Annotated in this window: 19 protein-coding genes; 14 read left to right on the top strand and 5 right to left on the bottom strand. The window is 71.6% G+C overall.

Translation table 11 applies throughout. The features are described 5' to 3' along the window. Together CRP55_RS56505 and CRP55_RS56015 are read left to right on the top strand one after the other, a co-directional pair. The coding region (locus tag CRP55_RS56505) for a transposase (protein ID WP_245923302.1) at positions 1-439 on the top strand (439 nt) is incomplete at its 5' end. A 216-nt stretch (positions 440-655) separates the two neighbouring features. After that, on the top strand, positions 656-844 hold the full coding sequence (locus tag CRP55_RS56015) for a hypothetical protein (RefSeq protein ID WP_342751565.1): 189 nt from the start codon (positions 656-658) through the stop codon (positions 842-844). A gap of 19 nt (positions 845-863) precedes the next feature. On the opposite strand, the gene CRP55_RS22530 is transcribed toward CRP55_RS56015, so the two are convergent. The 4 genes from CRP55_RS22530 to folP all read right to left on the bottom strand — a co-directional run bounded on the left by CRP55_RS22530 (position 864) and on the right by folP (position 3,210). Next, complete coding sequence (locus tag CRP55_RS22530; protein ID WP_097322087.1) at positions 864-1,466, bottom strand: transposase; 603 nt, start codon at positions 1,464-1,466, stop codon at positions 864-866. Next, a complete protein-coding gene (locus tag CRP55_RS54840; RefSeq protein ID WP_438865808.1) occupies positions 1,391-1,672 on the bottom strand; it encodes a helix-turn-helix domain-containing protein in 282 nt (93 codons plus the stop codon). The genes CRP55_RS22530 and CRP55_RS54840 overlap by 76 nt, the downstream gene beginning before the upstream one ends. Next, a complete protein-coding gene (locus CRP55_RS54835) occupies positions 1,606-1,935 on the bottom strand; it encodes a helix-turn-helix domain-containing protein (RefSeq protein WP_245923299.1) in 330 nt (109 codons plus the stop codon). Before CRP55_RS54835 ends, CRP55_RS54840 begins: the two co-directional genes overlap by 67 nt. 408 nt (positions 1,936-2,343) lie before the next feature. Next, positions 2,344-3,210 carry a dihydropteroate synthase gene (folP, locus tag CRP55_RS22520; RefSeq protein ID WP_218854671.1) on the bottom strand — a complete coding sequence of 289 codons (867 nt, stop codon included), beginning with the start codon at positions 3,208-3,210 and terminating at the stop codon, positions 2,344-2,346. A 170-nt stretch (positions 3,211-3,380) separates the two neighbouring features. Between folP and CRP55_RS22515 the strand changes: the two genes are divergently transcribed. The 5 genes from CRP55_RS22515 (at position 3,381) to CRP55_RS22495 (ending at position 7,100) form a co-directional block, all read left to right on the top strand. Then, complete coding sequence (locus CRP55_RS22515; protein WP_101536208.1) at positions 3,381-4,211, top strand: hypothetical protein; 831 nt, start codon at positions 3,381-3,383, stop codon at positions 4,209-4,211. Beyond that, a complete protein-coding gene (locus CRP55_RS22510) occupies positions 4,208-4,624 on the top strand; it encodes a phage holin family protein (protein WP_097322085.1) in 417 nt (138 codons plus the stop codon). Before CRP55_RS22515 ends, CRP55_RS22510 begins: the two co-directional genes overlap by 4 nt. After that, on the top strand, positions 4,600-5,226 hold the full coding sequence (locus CRP55_RS22505; RefSeq protein ID WP_097322084.1) for a DUF3618 domain-containing protein: 627 nt from the start codon (positions 4,600-4,602) through the stop codon (positions 5,224-5,226). Before CRP55_RS22510 ends, CRP55_RS22505 begins: the two co-directional genes overlap by 25 nt. 65 nt (positions 5,227-5,291) lie before the next feature. Then, a complete protein-coding gene (locus CRP55_RS22500) occupies positions 5,292-6,239 on the top strand; it encodes a TIGR03557 family F420-dependent LLM class oxidoreductase (RefSeq protein WP_097322083.1) in 948 nt (315 codons plus the stop codon). A gap of 30 nt (positions 6,240-6,269) precedes the next feature. Then, positions 6,270-7,100 carry a glycosyltransferase family 2 protein gene (locus CRP55_RS22495; RefSeq protein WP_097322082.1) on the top strand — a complete coding sequence of 277 codons (831 nt, stop codon included), beginning with the start codon at positions 6,270-6,272 and terminating at the stop codon, positions 7,098-7,100. Here the strand turns inward: CRP55_RS22495 and CRP55_RS22490 are convergent, their stop codons facing one another. Beyond that, on the bottom strand, positions 7,101-8,507 hold the full coding sequence (locus CRP55_RS22490) for an aldehyde dehydrogenase family protein (RefSeq protein WP_097322081.1): 1,407 nt from the start codon (positions 8,505-8,507) through the stop codon (positions 7,101-7,103). Positions 8,508-8,636: 129 nt separating this feature from the next. On the opposite strand from CRP55_RS22490, the gene CRP55_RS22485 reads away from it, so the two are divergent. From CRP55_RS22485 to CRP55_RS22455, 7 genes are read left to right on the top strand one after another with little or no spacing between them, the layout of a single operon-like run. Next, positions 8,637-10,265 carry a carbamoyltransferase family protein gene (locus tag CRP55_RS22485; RefSeq protein ID WP_097322080.1) on the top strand — a complete coding sequence of 543 codons (1,629 nt, stop codon included), beginning with the start codon at positions 8,637-8,639 and terminating at the stop codon, positions 10,263-10,265. Next, positions 10,262-11,371 (top strand): glycosyltransferase family 2 protein, encoded by a 1,110-nt coding sequence (locus CRP55_RS22480; RefSeq protein WP_097322079.1) that lies wholly within the window; start codon positions 10,262-10,264, stop codon positions 11,369-11,371. Before CRP55_RS22485 ends, CRP55_RS22480 begins: the two co-directional genes overlap by 4 nt. Then, a complete protein-coding gene (locus CRP55_RS22475) occupies positions 11,368-13,077 on the top strand; it encodes an HAD-IIIA family hydrolase (protein ID WP_097322119.1) in 1,710 nt (569 codons plus the stop codon). Before CRP55_RS22480 ends, CRP55_RS22475 begins: the two co-directional genes overlap by 4 nt. Further along, positions 13,074-14,000 (top strand): glycosyltransferase, encoded by a 927-nt coding sequence (locus CRP55_RS22470; RefSeq protein WP_097322078.1) that lies wholly within the window; start codon positions 13,074-13,076, stop codon positions 13,998-14,000. Before CRP55_RS22475 ends, CRP55_RS22470 begins: the two co-directional genes overlap by 4 nt. Next, on the top strand, positions 13,985-15,202 hold the full coding sequence (locus CRP55_RS22465) for a glycosyltransferase (RefSeq protein ID WP_097322077.1): 1,218 nt from the start codon (positions 13,985-13,987) through the stop codon (positions 15,200-15,202). The genes CRP55_RS22470 and CRP55_RS22465 overlap by 16 nt, the downstream gene beginning before the upstream one ends. Beyond that, a complete protein-coding gene (locus CRP55_RS22460; protein WP_097322076.1) occupies positions 15,202-15,831 on the top strand; it encodes a D-sedoheptulose-7-phosphate isomerase in 630 nt (209 codons plus the stop codon). The genes CRP55_RS22465 and CRP55_RS22460 overlap by 1 nt, the downstream gene beginning before the upstream one ends. Continuing rightward, positions 15,828-17,288, top strand: a complete 1,461-nt coding sequence (locus CRP55_RS22455) for a PfkB family carbohydrate kinase (RefSeq protein ID WP_097322075.1) — start codon at positions 15,828-15,830, stop codon at positions 17,286-17,288. The genes CRP55_RS22460 and CRP55_RS22455 overlap by 4 nt, the downstream gene beginning before the upstream one ends. The last annotated feature ends 8 nt before the right edge of the window (positions 17,289-17,296 follow it).

The following is a 17,296-nucleotide window of genomic DNA, read 5'->3' as shown; positions in this document are numbered from 1 at the left end:
AGGTCGGGGTCACGACCGCGTGGCAGGCGATGCGCCGGCTCGGTTACACCGCCCAGTTGCCCATTCCCCGCGCGATCGAGCGGGACGAAGCCGCGATCGCGCATTGGCGCCGGTATCAGTGGCCGGCGGTAAAAGAGTCGCCGCCCGCGCGACCGCCTGGATTGTCTTTGCCGACGAGTGTGGCCAGACGCTGAAGACCCATAAGGCCACCACCTGGGCGCCGAAAGGCCGGACACCCGTGGTCAAGGTGACCGCGAAGGGCACCGTGCGGGTGTCGGTGGCCGGGCTGTGCTGTTACCGGCCCGGCGAACGTTCCCGGCTGATCTACCGCACGCTGACCTATCGCGGGCGTAAAGGCGAACCGAAAGGCTTCCGGGAGCCGGAGCTGATCGACGGCCACTTCACCGGAACAGGTCTACCTCCACCAGCACCGCCCTGACCCCCACCCCAAAAGGTGTCTAGACACCTTTCGGGGTGGGGGTCGGGTGCAGATCCACTGTGAGCCCTGCGGGTGATCGTCTCAGCGGGTCGGTGTCGGTCTGCTGGTCGCATGCGATACGGCGATGACTGCGGCGTTGACCAGGCAGAACGAGCGCGACGAGAGCAGGTTCGGCAGCAGGCGGCGCGGATATCCGCCGATGGTGAGCCGGCGGTCGTGGTCGCCGGATTGCTCGAGGTGTCGACCAAATGGGCGTATCAGTGGCGACGGGCCCGGGTTGCCGGTGGCGCCGAAGAACCGCCTCAAACGCATGCAACACCGCACTCGTCTGATCGACGGCTACCTCACCGGAACAGGGCTATCTCCACCGTCACCGGCCAGACCTTGATCGCGAAAGGTGTCTAGAGACCTTTCGTGGTCAGGGTCAGGTCGGCGCTGGTGGTGATAGACCCGTTCCGGTGAGGTAGGCGTCGATCAGGCCATGGCGGTATTGCATCTTTTTGAGGCGGTTCTTGACGGCCGCTGCGAGAGTGCCGGCATTGCGGGCGGGCAGGTTTGCGAGGCTGCGTTTCATCGCCGACCAGATCTTCTCGACCGGGGTCAGCTCCGGCGCGTATGACGGTAGCTGGTAGACCCGAAGCCACGGCCGGGCCGCGATCAGTGTGCGCATGCGAGCCGACTTGTGCGCGTTCAGGCCGTCCCAGATCAGCACGATGGGTGCCTGTAGCTGCTGGTCGGCGGCGTCGAGCAAGCGGGCGAAGTCGTGTTCGCGGAAGCCTTTCGGTTCGCCTTTGCGGCCGCGGTGGGTCATCGTGCGGTAGACCAGCCGGCTGCGCTCACCCGGCCGATAACAGACCAGCCCGGCTACTGACACCCGGACGTTGCCCGCGGCGGTCACCACGACGATCGGGGTGATTCCGCGCGGCGCCCAGGTGCTCGCCTTGAGCGGTCTTAACGTTTGGCCGCATTCGTCGGCGAAGCAGATCCACGCTCCTCGCCGGGCGGCGACTCTTTTAGCGCCGGCCACTGGTAACGCCGCCAGCTCGCGATGGCTTGCTCGTCACGCTCGGCCGCCCTGAAGGTGGGCATCTGGGCGGTGTAGCCGAGTCGGCGCATCGCCTGCCATGCCGTGGTGATACCGACCCGCAGGTGGAACATCGTCGCGATCAACGCGACCACCCGCACCAAAGTCCACCGCTGGTCCTCGCCGTAGCCGGCCGCGGCCGGCCCCAGCTCAGCCGGACCTTCAGCCGGGCCAGCTGCGCATCCGACAGCTTTGGATCCGGGCCGCTGGCACCACGCGACACCAAGCCCGACCGGCCGGAAGCGACCCAGACACGGCGCCACTGATACGCCGACTTCGTTGAAACCTCCAGCATCGCGGCAACCTCAACTGCCGAAACACCCTCTTCGAACAGCTCCGCTGCCCGAGCCCGGACCTGTTCCCGCCGAGCACGTTGTGCCTGGTCCAGACCACCGCCATCGCCGTACCGCATGTGACCAGCAGACCTGACGCATCCATCCAAAACGATCACCCAGAAGCGTCACAGTGGATCAGGCCCAGACCCTCACCACGAGAGGTCTCTAGCAAGCCGGTCCTCAGCCACCGATCCCGCGCAACCGGCCTGGAATTGCCGCCCAGCCCCCACCCAGCGTGCCTGCGTGACCAACACTCCTGGCCCCACCACAGCGCGGCAGCGAACAGCGACCCCCACAACCGCCGCAAGGTGACCACCCACCGCCGCCACCCACCCGGCAGCCCCCGACCACCATCCTGGCCGCACCCGATCACCATGCAAGGCGGGGAGCCGGGGGTGCCCACTCGAGGCATAAAGCGCTCCCCAGCCAGCCCGAGTGGGCACCCCCGGCTCCCCGCCGTCCCAGCGTAAGAGAGCCCAACCCACTTAGATGTTGTGCTTCAGATAGACAGGTTCTCGCCACCCCAGCAGCGCCTCAGTCATCCGAACAGCATCCACGGCCGACCGAACGTCATGAACCCGAACAATCCGAGCCCCCCGCTCGATGCAGAAGACCAGAGCCGCCAACGTCCCCGCCAACCGCTCGTGCTGCGGAGCATCCAACGTCTCACCGATGAAGTCCTTGTTGCTCACCGCCGCCAGCACCGGATACCCCACCTCGGCGATCTCCCCGAGCCGCCGTGTCAGCTCGAGCGTGTGCCGGGTGTTCTTGTTCAGATCCGGCCCCGGATCGATGATGATCTGATTCGGCCGTACGCCGCGTTCCAGCGCCACCCGCACTCGCTCCCGCAGGAATGCTGCGACCTCGGCCGTCACGTCCTGATACTGCGGACTCGGCCACAGCGTCCGCGGCGCCGCCAGGCTGTGGGTGATGACCAGCTGAGCGTCGGTTCCCGCCACCACGTCCGCCATCGCCGGGTCGCGCAACCCTGACGTGTCGTTGATGACCCCCGCGCCCGCCTTGATCACCTCCGCCGCCACTTCCGGCCGGAACGTGTCCACCGAGACGACCGTCCGGGATTTCGCCACCTCCACCACCGGCAGCACCCGGTCGAGCTCTTCCGCCACCGTGACTTCCGGTCCCGGCGCGAACGGCACCCCACCCACGTCGATCCAGTCGGCTCCGCCGTCGGCCGCCGCCTCGACCGCCTCGACCGCCCGGTCGAGCGCGAACGTGCGCCCCCGGTCGTGGAACGAGTCCGGGGTGCGGTTGACGATCGCCATCACCGCAACCTGGCGGGAGAAATCAAATGTGCGCCCGCCGATGACCCGCCTGCCGAAAAGATCGCTCACGATTCGCGAGGGTAACAGGCGGCCGTGAACTGGGCAGAAGCGGTCCGATACCCGGTTTCCGGCGAATCATGCGCACGGATATTCGCTCTATTCCGCAGACGATTTTGTGAATGGCCGGGGGCTGTCACGGGTAGCTGAATGTACGTCGAAATCCCCACTGGAGGAAACCCATGAGTGACGTGCCATCGGGCGTTCGCGGACCGGGCGCCGTCGATCCCGTCGAGGTGCCGACCCAGGCGACGTACCCCACCGAGGCGTATACGACCGAGGTCTATGCCGAGACTTATTCCTCCCCGTCGGAGGGGCAGTCCAGCCAGCCGAGCGGCGCCAAGGAGAAGGCCAAGGAGGTCGCCTCCCAGACCGGTCACGCCGCCGGTGAGGCCGCGGCCGACGTGAAGGACACCGCCAAGCAGCAGGCCCGCCGGGTCGGCGACGAGGCCAGGACGCAGGTGAGCAACCTCGCCTCCGACGTCAAGACCAAGGTCAACGAGCAGGCTCGTTCGCAGAACGACCGTCTCGTCGGCTCCATCCGCGACACCGCCGACCAGCTCGACCAGATGCGCGGCGACCGTGGCGACACCCCGGCCGCGCAGGTCGTGACCCGGATCGCCGACGGCGGCCGCCAGTTCGCCGACTACCTGGACCGCAACGGTCCCGAGGGTGTGCTGCGCGAGGTGCAGGACTTCGCCCGCCGGCGTCCCGGCGCGTTCCTGGCCACCGCCCTGGCCGCCGGCTTCGTCGTCGGCCGCCTCGGCAAGAGCGTCGCCAAGGCCGAGACGAGCAGCAGCGATGCTGCCAAGCCGAGCAGTGACTCCTTCGTGTCGAATTCGGGCACGGACACCACGGCGCAGTACGCGACGGGCTACCCGGCCGCCACGACACAGCCGGTCGCGGCCCCCACCGGCGGTTACGCCAGCGCGACCGAGTACACGTCGACCGGCACCGGCACGCCGTCGGTGCACCAGGAGTACGTGGTGGACAGTCCGGAGCGTCCACGATGACCACCCCGTACCAGCAGAATCGGGCCGAGGAGGTCTCCGAGACCTCGGTCGGCGAGCTGATCGGCAACATCAGCAACGACCTGTCGCAGCTGTTCCGCCAGGAGGTGGAGCTGGCCAAGGCCGAGGTCCAGCAGGAGGCCAAGAAGGCCGGCAAGGCGGCCGGGATGCTCGGCGGGGCCGGTTTCGCCGGCTACCTGGCGGTGCTGTTCCTCAGCCTCGCCGCCGTGTTCGCCCTGGACGCTGTCATGCCGGCCGGGTGGGCCGCCCTGATCGTGGCCGCCGTCTGGGGCATCGTCGGCGCTGTCCTCTACGCGAACGGCAAGAAGAAGCTCAAGAACGTCGACCCGATGCCCCGCCGCACCGTCGACACCCTTAAGGAGGACGCCCAATGGCTGAAGAACCCGACCGGCTGAGGCAGGACATCGAGAACACCCGGCGTTCGCTGACCCGCGACGTCGACCTGCTCGCCGAGAAGACGAGCCCCACGAAGGTGGCGCAGCGGCGCTGGACCGCGGTCAAGGAGAAGGTCATGGGCGTCAGCGACTCCGCGTCGTCCAAGGCGTCGGACGTAGGAGGAACGGTGAGCGACAAGGCGAGCCAGGTCGGCAGCGCGGTCAGCGACAAGGCTTCGCAGGCGACGGATGTGGCCAGCGAGAAGGCACACCAGGCGGCCGACGCCGTCAAACAGGCGCCGCACGCGGTGGCGTCGCAGACGCAGGGCAACCCGATCGCGGCCGGCATCATCGCCTTCGGCGTCGGCATGCTCGCGGCCACGCTCATCCCGGTCACCGAGGCCGAGAAGAGCGCCGGCGCCGCCCTCAAGGAGCACAGCGGCGACCTGACCGAGAAGGTCAAGGACGCCACCCAGGAGCTGCGGGAAGATCTTTCCCACGAGGCCCAGCAGGCTTTCGGCCAGGTCAAGGAGACGGCCCAGGACGCCGTCCAGACGACCAAGTCAACGGCCAAGGACAACGCACAGGACGTACGGGACCAGGCTCGTTCCGCCGCATCCTGACACAGCGGCAATCCCGGCCCGGACCAGCGCGTTTGCGAGGGTCCGGGCCGGGAAGCTGTACGGGTATGAAACTCGGATACAAGCTGGCCGCGGAGGCCTTCGGACCCAAGGAGCTGATCCGCCAGGCGGTCCTCGCCGAGCAGGCCGGATTCGACTTCGTGGAGATCAGCGACCACTTCCACCCGTGGCTCGACGTGCAGGGGCATTCGCCGTTCGCCTGGAACGTGCTGAGCGCGATCGCCATGCGCACCGAGCGGCTGGGCCTGGCCACGGGCGTGACCTGCCCGACCGTGCGCTACCACCCGGCGATCATCGCGCAGGCCGCGGCGACGCTGGCGATCCTCTCCGACGACCGTTTCACGCTGGGCATCGGCGCCGGCGAGCGGCTCAACGAGCACGTCGTCGGCCAGGGTTTCCCCAGCGTGCGGGGCCGGCACGAGCGTCTCGTGGAGGCGCTGGAGATCATCAATCTGCTCTGGCGGGGCGGCTACCAGTCGTACGAGGGAAAGCACCTTCAACTCGAGGACGCGCAGGTGTTCGACCTGCCGGAGAAGCTGCCGGTCATCGCCGTGGCCGCCGGCGGCAACGACGCCGCCGAACTCGCCGCCACCCACGGCAGCGGTCTGTTCGTGACCGAGCCCCGCAAGGATCTGGTCGAGACGTACGCCAAGAGTGGCGGCAAGGGACCCAAGTACGCCGAGGTGTCCGTCGCGTGGGCGCCGACCGCGGAGGCGGCGGTGAAGGCCGCGCACGAGACCAGCCGCTGGGGTGTCACCGGCTGGAAGGTGATGGCCGAACTGCCGAATCCGGTCAATTTCGAGGCGGCGTCGGCGACCGTGCGGCCCGAGGACGTGGCCGAGAAGTTCGCGCACGGCCCGGACCCCGAACCGTACCTGAAATCGGTCAAGGAATACACGGACGCGGGATACGACCACATCGTTCTGATGAATGCCGGCCCCGATCCCGACGGATTCTTCGATTTCTTCTCGAAAGAGTTGAAAGGACAGCTCTAAGAAACTTGCGTACGGGGTAAGCGCACCGCCATGTCGCTGGACACCAATCAATTGTCGGTGGAGACCGACGACGTCACCGTCGTGGTCGCCACCCGGAACCGGGCCGACCGGCTGCGCGAGACCATGCCCCGCCATCGCGCCCGGACGATCCTGGTCGACAACGCCTCCGACCAGGAGCTGCCCGCTCTGCCCGGCGTCGACGTGGTCCGCCTGGACGCGAACCGCGGCGCCGCCGCCCGCAATGTGGGGGTGGAGCGGGCACGCACCCGCTACGTCGCTTTCGCCGACGACGACTCGTACTGGACGCCCGGCTCCCTCGCCCGCGCCGCCGACATCATGGACGCCCATCCCCGGGTCGCCCTGCTGGCGGCGCGGGTGCTGGTCGGGCCGGAGGGCCGGCTCGACCCGGTGTCGGCCGAGATGGCCGCGAGCCCGCTCGGCCGGGGGACCGCCGGGCCGTCCATCCTGGGCTTCCTCGCCTGCTCGGTGATCGTGCGGCGGGACGCTTTCCTGGCCGCCGGCGGCTTCGAGCCGAGACTTTTCGTGTACGGCGAGGAGGCGCTGCTGGCCATGGACCTCGCCGCCGCCGGGTACGAGCTGTCGTACGCCCCCGAGCTCACCGTCCGGCACCTGCCGCAGCCGGCGGGCCGGGACAACGGAGCGCGGGCCCGGCGGGAGACGCGCAACCGGGTGCTGACCGCGGTGCTCCGCCGCCCGCTTCCCGTGATCGGGCGGACGCTGCTCACCGCCGTACGGCGAAGCCCTCGATCGGTTTTCGGGGTGACAAGGGACCTGCCGTGGGCGCTGAACCACCGCCGGCCGCTCCCGCCGGAGGTGGAAGCGGCCCTGCGGAGGCTGTAGCTACCAGCCCGACGGCGGCGCCTCGATGTGGACCGCCTTGGTCGCCGTCATCTCGTCGAGCAGCTCCGGGCCGTAGCCGAACCCCTGACCGCTGCCGCGGCGCGGGTGGGCGGCGCCGCCCGGAGCCCCGCCGAAGACCGCGTTGACCTTGACCGTGCCGGCCGGCAGCGAGCGCCAGGCCCGCTGGGCGTGGCTCATCGAGGTGGTGAGCACGGTGGCCGCGAGGCCGTAGGGGGAGTCGGCGGCGCGGCGCAGGCCCTCGTCGAACGAGTCGACGACCATGACCGGCGCCACCGGGCCGAACGTCTCCTCGCGCATCACCGTCATGTCGTCGGTGCAGTCGGCGAGCACGGTCGGCGGGTAGTAGGCGCCGGGCCCGGCGGGTACGGCGCCACCGCGTACGGCCCGGGCTCCGTCCTTGACCGCCTGTTGCACCTGCTCGTCGACGGCGTCGCGCATCCGGCGGTCGACCATCGGCCCGATCTGGGCGGCCCAGGTGTCGGCCTCGGTGGCCAGGCAGTCGAGGAAGGCCGGGGCCACGTCGCGGTGCACGTAGACGCGCTCGACGGCGACGCAGATCTGCCCGGAGTTGACGAAGGCGCCGAGCGCGACCTGCTGGGCGGCCCAGGCCGGGTCCACACCGGCGTCGACGATCACCGGGTCCTTGCCGCCGTTCTCCAGCAGCGCCTTGGCGCCGGTGCGGGCGCACGCGGCGGCGATCGAGCGGCCGGTCGCGGTCGAGCCGACCTGCGCGACGACGTCCACCGCGGAGGCGGCCAGGGCGGCGCCGACCGAGCCGTCGCCGTTGACCAGGTTGAGCACCCCGGGCGGGAAGTGCGGGGCCAGCAGCCGCACGACCCGCCAGCCGGTGGCCGGGGTCCGCTCGCTCGGCTTGTGCACCACGGTGTTGCCGGTGACCAGGGCCGCGCCGAGCAGGCCGCAGGCGACCGCGACCGGGTCGTTCCACGGGGTGATCACCGCGACCACGCCGCGCGGCCCGTACGCCATCAGGTCGATCGCGCCGTCGTCGCCGGCCAGCGTGCGGCCCCGGTGGGTCGGGCCGAGCTCGGCGTACTGCCGCAGCGTGCCGACGCCGGCGCCGATCGACTCGCGGGCGCCGTCGACCGGCTTGCCCATCTCGGCGCTCATGATCTCGGCGAGCTCGTCCGCGCCGGCCTCGAGGGCGTTCGCGGCGGCGTGCAGGGCGGCCGCGCGGGCCGCCGGGGCGGTGGCCGCCCAGCTTGTCGCGGCCTCGCGGGCGGCCGCGACGGCCGCGGTCACGTCGCTGTCGGAGGAGAGCCGGACGACGGTCACCGCGTTGCCGTCGGCGGGGTTCACGACGGTCAGTCTGTGGCCCGAATTGCCCGGTTTCCAGACCCCGGCCACATGTTGCTCCACGTCATACATGTGCGGGCGTTTGCCCAGGGGCAAGCTTTCCAAACATCGTATCAGTGCAGGTAGAGGGCCACTTTTTATTTTTTCGAGAAGTCAATGATCATGGGAGTACTTCTCCGGAGCGGGGGTATCCGGCGCCACATGCGTGTCCTGGGAATCAACGCCATCTTCCACGATCCGGCCGCCGCGCTGATCGTCGACGGCCGCGTGGTGGCCGCCGCCGAGGAGGAGCGGTTCAGCCGTCGCAAGCACGGTAAGAGGCCCGTCCCGTTCGCCGCGTGGGAGCTGCCCGAGCTGGCCGCGGCCTGGTGTCTGGAGGAGGCCGGCCTGCGCCCGGACGACCTCGACGCGGTCGCCTACTCGTTCGACCCCTCGCTGACCCGCGACCTCTCGTCCCTCGGTGTGAGCGACCCGTCCGACGCGATGCGCGTCGACTACGCGCGCCGGGCGCCGCAGTTCCTCGCCACCGCACTGCCCGGCCTCGACCCGTCGCAGGTCACCTTCGTGCCGCACCACGTGGCCCACGCCGCCTCGGCCGGCCTGTCGGTGCCGGAGGACAGCGCGGTGCTCGTGCTCGACGGGCGCGGTGAGGTGGCCAGCCACCTGGCCGGCGCCTACCGCGGGGGCGAGCTGGAGATCCTCAAGAGCCAGGAGCTGCCGCACTCGCTCGGCCTGCTCTACGAGGACCTGACCCGCCACCTCGGATTCCTGCACTCCAGCGACGAATACAAAGTGATGGCGCTCGCGTCGTACGGAAGCCCGAAGTTCCTCGGTCTTCTCCGCGAGCTCGTCCACGCCAACGACGACGGCGGCTTCACCGTCGAGCGCATCGACTGGGACGCGCTGGCCAAGGCGCGCACGGCCGACGGCGAGATGACCGAGGCCCACGCCGACCTCGCCTCCAGCGTCCAGACCAGGCTCGAGGAGGTCATGCTCGACCTGGCCCGATGGACGTACGAGGCGGCGGGCGGCCCCAAGACCCTGACCATGGCCGGGGGTACGGCGCTGAACTGCGTCGCGAACGCCCGGATCGCCGCCGAAGGCCCGTACGAGCGGGTGTGGGTGCAGCCGGCGGCCGGCGACTCCGGCACGGCGCTCGGCGCGGCCCTCGCGATCGGCAGGAAGAACATCACGTTCGGCTCGGCCGCGCTCGGCCGCGGCTGGAGCGACGAGGAGCTGGAGGCGGAGCTCAAGCGGGCCGCCCTGCCGTACACCCGGCCCGAGTCGATCGCGGCCGAAGCGGCCCGCGTGCTGGCGGACAACGGCATCGTCGCCTGGTACCAGGGGCGCAGTGAATACGGGCCGCGCGCGCTGGGCCACCGCTCGCTGATCGCCCACCCCGGCGACAAGGACACACAGACCCGGATGAACGACGTCAAGGGCCGCGAGCAGTTCCGCCCGATCGCGCCGATGGTCCGGGCCGAGCGCTTCGCCGACATCTTCTCCGGCGTCTACCCGAGCCCGTACATGCTGTTCGTGCACAAGGTGAAGCCCGAGTGGAAGGACCGCATCCCGGCGGTCACCCACGTCGACGGCACGGCCCGGGTGCAGACCGTCCACAGCGACACCGAGCCGCTCGTGCACGAGATGATCGCCGAATTCGAGCGGCTCACCGGCCTGCCCGTGGTGGTCAACACCTCGCTCAACACGGCCGGCCGCCCGATGGTGGACACGCCGCGCGAGGCGATGGAACTGTTCGGCTCGGCGCCGGTCGACCTGCTCGCGATGGGACCGTTCGCCGTCCACCGCGCGAAGGCGTTCGGCGCGTGATCTCCATAGTCGTACCCACGCTGGGGCGTCCCAGCCTGGCCGCCCTCCTCGCGGCGCTCGGGCCCCTGCCGCCCGACGTGGAGCTGATCGTCGTGGACGACCGGCCCGCGCCGCATCCGCCGCTGGCGCTTTCCTCGCGTGTCGTCGCCGGACCCGCGCGTGGTCCAGCGGCGGCCCGCAACGCCGGCGTCCGGGCCTCTCGTGGCGACTGGATCGCCTTCCTCGATGACGACGTATTGCCCGATTCGGACTGGATTATTCGTCTGCGTGGCGATCTGGAGGCGGCGGGCCCCGAGGTCGGTGGCGTGCAGGGTTCGCTGCGCGTGCCGGTGCCGTCCGACCGCCGCCCGACGGATTGGGAGAGGGTCACGGCCGCCCTGGCCGACGGCGCCTGGATCACCGCCGACATGGCGTACCGCCGGGCCGCGCTGACACAGGCCGGCGGCTTCGACGAGCGTCTGCCGAGGGCTTTCCGGGAGGACGCCGATCTTGCTTTCCGTGTACGCCGAGACGGCTGGACCCTGGTCCGGGGCCACCGCACGGTGACCCATCCGGTACGCCCGGAGAGCCCCTGGGTCAGCGTCCGCACCCAGCGGGGCAACGCCGACGACGCCTTGCTGCGCCGCTTGTACGGCCCGGAGTGGCGCTCCAAGCTGGAGATCCCCCCGGGCCGCCGCTCCCGCCACGCGGCGATCGCGGCGGCGGGCGCTGTCGCCCTGGCCGCCACAGCGGCCCTGGTAGCCACGCGCCGCGTGTCTCCGGGCGCCTCGCGGGGCGCTTCGCACATTGTGAGCGCGGTTCGGCGTTTGTCGCCGGGTGTGTCCTCGGGCGCGGCGCGGCGGGTCTCGCCGGGTGTGTCTCGGGGGCGGGGTGTCCTGAGCGCGGCCGCGATCGTGGGCGGTCTGGTCTGGGGCGCGGGGACGGCCGAGTTCGCGGCGGCGCGGATCGCGCCGGGGCCCCGGACGCCGCGTGAGGTGGGGACGATGGTCGTCACCAGCGCGGTCATCCCGCCGGTGGCTGTTGGGCACTGGCTGCGCGGGGCGTGGCGGTGGCGGAAGGCGGAGCCGCTCGTGGGGGCCGCGGTGCCGGTGGGGGCGGGCCGGTGACCGAGCTGTTCGACGCTGTGCTCTTCGACCGGGACGGCACGCTTGTCGTGGACGTGCCGTACAACGGTGATCCGTCCCTCGTGGAGCCCATGCCGGGCGCGCGGGAGGCGGTCGACCGGCTGCGCGCGGCCGGGCTGCGCCTGGGCGTGATCACCAACCAGTCCGGGCTGGCCCGGGGACGGTTCACCGCCGATCAGCTGGCCGCCGTGAACCGGCGGGTCGACGAGATCTTCGGCGGCTTCGACACCTGGCAGATCTGCCCGCACGACGACACCGCCGGCTGCGACTGCCGCAAGCCCGCGCCCGGCCTGGTCATCGCGGCCGCCGAGGCGCTGGACACGACACCGGCCCGCTGCGTGGTCGTCGGCGACATCGGCCGCGACATGGGCGCCGCCCTGGCCGCGGGCGCCGCCGGCGTGCTGGTGCCGACCCCGGTCACGCTGCCTCCCGAGATCGCCGCCGCCCCCGCGGTCGCCTCGACCCTCACCGGAGCGGCCGACCTGATCCTGCGCCGCGAGGCTTTGGTCACCCCTGCGCCCCGCCCCGCGCCGGCCGGGACAACCTCCGCGCCGGCCGCGACCACCCCCACGCGGGGCGCGGTCACCCCTACGCCGGGCGCGGCTACCCCACGGCCTGGCGGGGCCGGCTCGGCGCTGACCGGGATCGTTCCGGTGCCCCGTGGTGTGGCGGCGGGGACTGTGCTTGTCGTGCGGGCTGACTCGGCTGGGGATGTGCTTGTTACCGGGCCTGCTATTCGGGCTGTTGCGCACGGGGCCCGGCGGGTCGTGATGCTCTGCGGGCCCCGGGGGCGAGGCGCGGCCGAGCTGCTGCCGGGGGTCGACGAGATCGTCGAGTGGCGGCTGCCCTGGATCGACGCTGAGCCGGGGGCCGTCGACGCGGAGGAGATGGCCGCGCTCACCGAGCGGCTGCGTGAAGTGGGCGCGGACGAAGCCGTTGTCTTCACCTCGTTCCACCAGTCGGCGCTGCCGCTCGCCCTGCTCCTGCGCATCGCGGGGGTCGGGCGGATCACGGCGATCAGCGATGACTACCCGGGGTCGCTGCTCGACGTCCGGCATCGGGTGCCGGCGGGGATTCCCGAGGCCGAGCGGGCGCGCAGCGTCGCCGCCGCGGCCGGGTTCGGGCTGCCGCCGGGGGATGACGGGAGCCTGCGGGTGACCGGGGTGCGGCACGAAGGCGGCGGTGAGTACGTCGTCGTGCATCCCGGTGCCAGCTGTGAGGCGCGATCGTGCCCGCCCGAGACCATGCGGCGGATCGTGGCCGCGCTGGCCGCCGGCGGGCACCGGGTCCTGGTGACCGGTGGCGACGGCGAGCGCGCGCTGGCCGCGTACGTCAATGGGGGTGTGGGGGTCGAAGTGGGAAGGACCTCCTTGACAGAGATGGCCGAGATCCTGGCGCGGGCGAGCTGTCTGGTCGTCGGCAACACCGGGCCGGCGCACCTCGCGGCGGCGGTCGGCACGCCGGTCGTCAGCCTCTACGCACCGACCGTCCCCTACGGACAGTGGGGGCCCTACCGGGTGCCGAACGTGCGGCTCGGCGACGCCGGCGCGCCCTGCCGGGACAGCCGGGCCACTGTCTGCCCGATCGCCGGCCATCCCTGCCTGTCCGACATCGAGCCCGAGCGGGTGGTGGCGGCCGTCCGGCTGCTCGCCGCCGGGGCTCACGAGCGCACCGAGGTAGCAGCGTGAACATTCTGCTCTGGCACGTGCACGGATCCTGGACGACCTCGTTCGTCCAGGGCAAACACCGCTACCTGATCCCGGTCAACGACGCCCGTGACGCGATGGGACGCGGGCGGGCGCAGACCTTCGACTGGCCGGCCACGGTGGAGGAACTGCCGCTGGATCAGATCCGCGACGTCGACGTGGCGATCGTGCAGCGGCCCGAGGAGCTGGAGCTCGTGCCGCGCGGCGTGCCGGTGATCTACGTGGAGCACAACACGCCCAAGGGCGACGTGCCGAACAGCTGGCATCCGATGGCCGACCGCGACGACCTGATCGTCGCCCACGTCACCGACTTCAACGAGCTGTTCTGGGACACCGGCGGCACGCGGACCACGGTGATCGAGCATGGGATCGTCGAGCCTTCGGCCCGCTGGAGCGGCGACGTCGACCATCTGGCGATCGTCACCAACGAGCCGATCCGGCGGAACCGGGTCACCGGCACCGACCTGTTCCCGCGGTTCGCCGCGGTGGCGCCGCTGGACGTGTTCGGCATGGGTGTCGAAGGACTGCGCGGACCCCGGATCACGCCCTACGACGACCCGCCCCAGCACGTCATGCACGCAGAAGTCGCCCGACGGCGGATTTATCTGCATCTCACGCGCTGGACCTCGCTGGGGCTCAGCCTCATCGAGGCCATGCAGATGGGCATGCCCGTGGTCGGCCTGGCCACCACCGAGGCGGTCGCCGCGGTGCCACCCGACGCCGGGGTGCTCGACACCCGCGTCAGCACGCTCGTCGAGGCCACGCACTGGCTGCTCGAGGACGCCGAGGCCGCCCGGAGCCTCGGAACCCGGGCCCGCCAGGTCGCGCTGGCCCGCTACGGCCTGGACCGGTTCCTCGCGGACTGGGACCGGCTGCTGGAGGAGGAAAAATGCGCATCGCGATGATCTCGGAGCACGCCAGCCCGCTCGCCGCCCTGGGCGGCATCGACGCCGGCGGGCAGAACGCGCACGTGGCCGAGCTCGCCGGCGCGCTCGCCGCCGACGGCCACGAGGTCCGCGTCTACACCCGCCGCGACGACCCCGACCTGCCGGCCGTCGTGCCGGTGGGATCGCTGTTCGAGGTGGTGCACGTGCCGGCCGGGCCGGCCACCGCGCTGCCCAAGGACGAGCTGCTGCCCTACATGGGACAGTTCGCCGAATGCCTCGCCGCGGACTGGCGCACCGAGTGGCGGCCGGACGTGGTCCACGCGCATTTCTGGATGAGCGGGCTCGCGGCCGTCACCGCGGGGCGGGCCTGTGACGTGCCGGTCGTGCAGACCTACCACGCCCTGGGCTCGGTCAAGCGGCGCCACCAGGGCGCGGCCGACACCAGCCCGCCGCGGCGGATCGCCTACGAGCGGGAGCTCGGCCGGGCGGTCGACCGGGTGATCGTCCAGTGCCAGGACGAGGTGCAGGAGCTGATCAGGCTCGGGGTGCCGCGTACGCAGATGTCGCTGGTGCCCTCGGGCGTCAACACCGACCGCTTCCGCCCGGACGGGCCGTCGGTGCCCCGCGGCAAACGGCCGCGGATCCTCACCGTGGCCCGGCTGGTCGAGCGCAAAGGCGTCGAGGACCTGATCCGGGCGCTGCCCGGCGTGCCGCGGGCCGAGCTCGTCGTGGTGGGCGGGCCCTCGCTGGCCGGGATCGACTCCGACCCGTACGCGCAGAAGCTCTTGACCCTGGCCCAGGACTGCCGGGTCGGCGACCGGGTGCGGCTGGCCGGCGCGGTCGCGGCCCACGACATGCCGGCCTGGTACCGCTCGGCCGACGTGGTGGCGGCGACGCCCTGGTACGAGCCGTTCGGGCTGACCGTGCTCGAGGCCATGGCCTGCGGCGTACCGGTGATCGGCTCGGCCGTCGGCGGGCTCACCGACACCGTGGTCGACGGCGTCACCGGCGACCTGGTGCCGGCCCGCGACCCGGCCGGCCTCGCCGTCGCCCTGCGCAAGATCCTCGCCGACGATGTGCGGCGCATCTCCTATGCGGCGGCCGCGGTCGACCGCGCCGTGCACTCCTACGCCTGGCCCCGGATCGCCGGACGGCTCGCCGCCGTCTACGCGAGCGCGGCCGGCGTCACCCCCGAACCCACCCGTGAGGCGGTTGCTTGATGTCCCCTTCCCCTGTTGATCGGCATCTGACCGCGCTGGCCGCCGCGATCGTCCCCTTCCGGGCGGTCGCCAGCCGGCTGGAGCGGTGGGGTGGCCAACTGGCCTGGCACCTCGGCCAGGGCGGCCGGCTGCTGGTCGCCGGCAACGGCGGCAGCGCGGCCGAGGCCCAGCACCTGGCGGCCGAACTGGTCGGCCGGCTCCGCGACGAGCGCATGCCACTGTCGGCCATCGCGCTCACCCCGGACTCGTCGGCGGTCACGGCGATCGGCAACGACTACGGCTTCGAGGAGGTCTTCGCCCGGCAGGTCCGCGCCCACGGCCGCCCCGGCGACGTGCTGATCACGCTGTCGACCAGCGGGCGCAGTCCGAATCTGATCGCGGCGGTGCGCGCGGCCAAGGAATGCGGCATGCGCACGTGGGCGATGACCGGCGAGGGCCCGAACCCGCTGGCCGACGCGAGCGACGAGGCGCTGCGGTGCCCGTCACCGGACAGCCAGGTGGTCCAGGAGCTGCATCTGCTCGCGGTCCACCTGATGTGCGAGTACATCGACGCGACCCTGCCGGCGGTGGTCCGCCCTTTCGCCGACACCCCCGAGATCATCGGCGAGCAGATGCGGGTGGGCGTATGAGCCCGCTGTTGGTCATCGTCGGCGACACCCTGCTCGACAAGGACGTCGAGGGCAGCGTGACCCGGATCGCGCCGGACGCGCCGGCCCCGGTCCTGGACGAGCGGCAGGTGAAAGACCGCCCGGGCGGCGCTGGCCTGGCGGCGCTGCTGGCGGCCCGCCAAGGGCACGAGGTCGCGCTGGTCACGGCGCTCGCGGACGACGAAGGCGGCGCCCGGCTGAGTCAACTGCTGACCGAGGCCGGTGTACGGGTGTACGCGCTGCCGCTGCCAGGGGCGACCCCGGAGAAGGTGCGGCTGCGAGCGGACGGGCAGGTGCTGCTGCGCCTGGACCGGGGCGGCTCGCCGCAGGAGCCGGGGGAGGCACCGGCGGCGGCGCTGGAGGTCCTGGGCTCGGCGTCGGCGATCCTGGTCAGCGACTACGGCCGGGGGATGGCCCGGCATCAGGAGATCCGTCGCGCGCTGGGCGAGGTCAGGGCGCCGATCGTGTGGGATCCACATCCCAACGGTCCGGCCCCGGTGCCCAACGCGCGTCTGGTCACCCCCAATGCTTCCGAGGTACGCAGGATGAGCGGCGACGCCGGAGGCGGTTCCACCCTGACCGTCGCGCAGCGCGGCGGACACCATCTGCGCCAGCTCTGGCGGGCCGGCGCGGTAGTGGTCACCTGCGGCGGCGAGGGCGCCGTCCTGTGCCACTCGGGCCCGACCCCGCTGGTGGTCCCGGCCCCTTCGGTGTCCGACGGGGACACGTGCGGAGCGGGCGACCGCTTCGCCGCCACCGCAGCACTGGCCCTTGCTTCGGGCGCCCTGGTCTCCGAAGCGGTGCAGGAGGCGGTCGCGGCGGCTTCCGCATACGTTGCCGGGGGTGGCGTCACTGCCGCGCTCGCGCTGCCGCGTTCCACCTTCTCCTCCGGCGCCACCCGAACTCCCGGCTCCGCCTCCGCCGACGCCACCCTCCCCTTGGGCGACAAATCGGAAGAGTCGGAACGGGTCGGTGCCACGGAGGCCGGGAAGCTCCTCGCGGACGTGCGAGCTCGTGGTGGCACGGTCGTCGCGACGGGGGGCTGCTTCGACCTGCTCCACATCGGGCACCTGGCCACGTTGCAGGCGGCCCGCAAGCTCGGGGACTGCCTGATCGTGTGCCTGAACAGCGACGACTCCGTACGGCGGCTCAAAGGTCCCGAACGGCCTCTGACCAATGAGCGTGACCGTAGCCGGTTGCTGGCGGCGCTGGACTGCGTCGACGCGGTCGTCGTGTTCGACGAGCCGACCCCCGAGTCGGTGCTGTCGTGGCTGCGGCCCGATGTCTGGGTCAAGGGCGGCGACTACGCCGACGGCGGCCCGGAGCTTCCCGAAGCCGAACTCGTCAAGCGCTGGGGCGGGCAGACCGTCATCGTGCCCTACCTGGACGGCCGTTCCACCACCCGGACCATCGCCGCGGCCCGCTCCGCGACGTCCTAGAGATGAGG

This window comes from Paractinoplanes atraurantiacus, from assembly GCF_900215205.1.
GTDB lineage: Bacteria > Actinomycetota > Actinomycetes > Mycobacteriales > Micromonosporaceae > Actinoplanes > Actinoplanes atraurantiacus.
The sequence above is the reverse complement of the archived record's forward strand: the minus strand, read 5'-3'. Positions and strand labels throughout refer to the sequence as shown.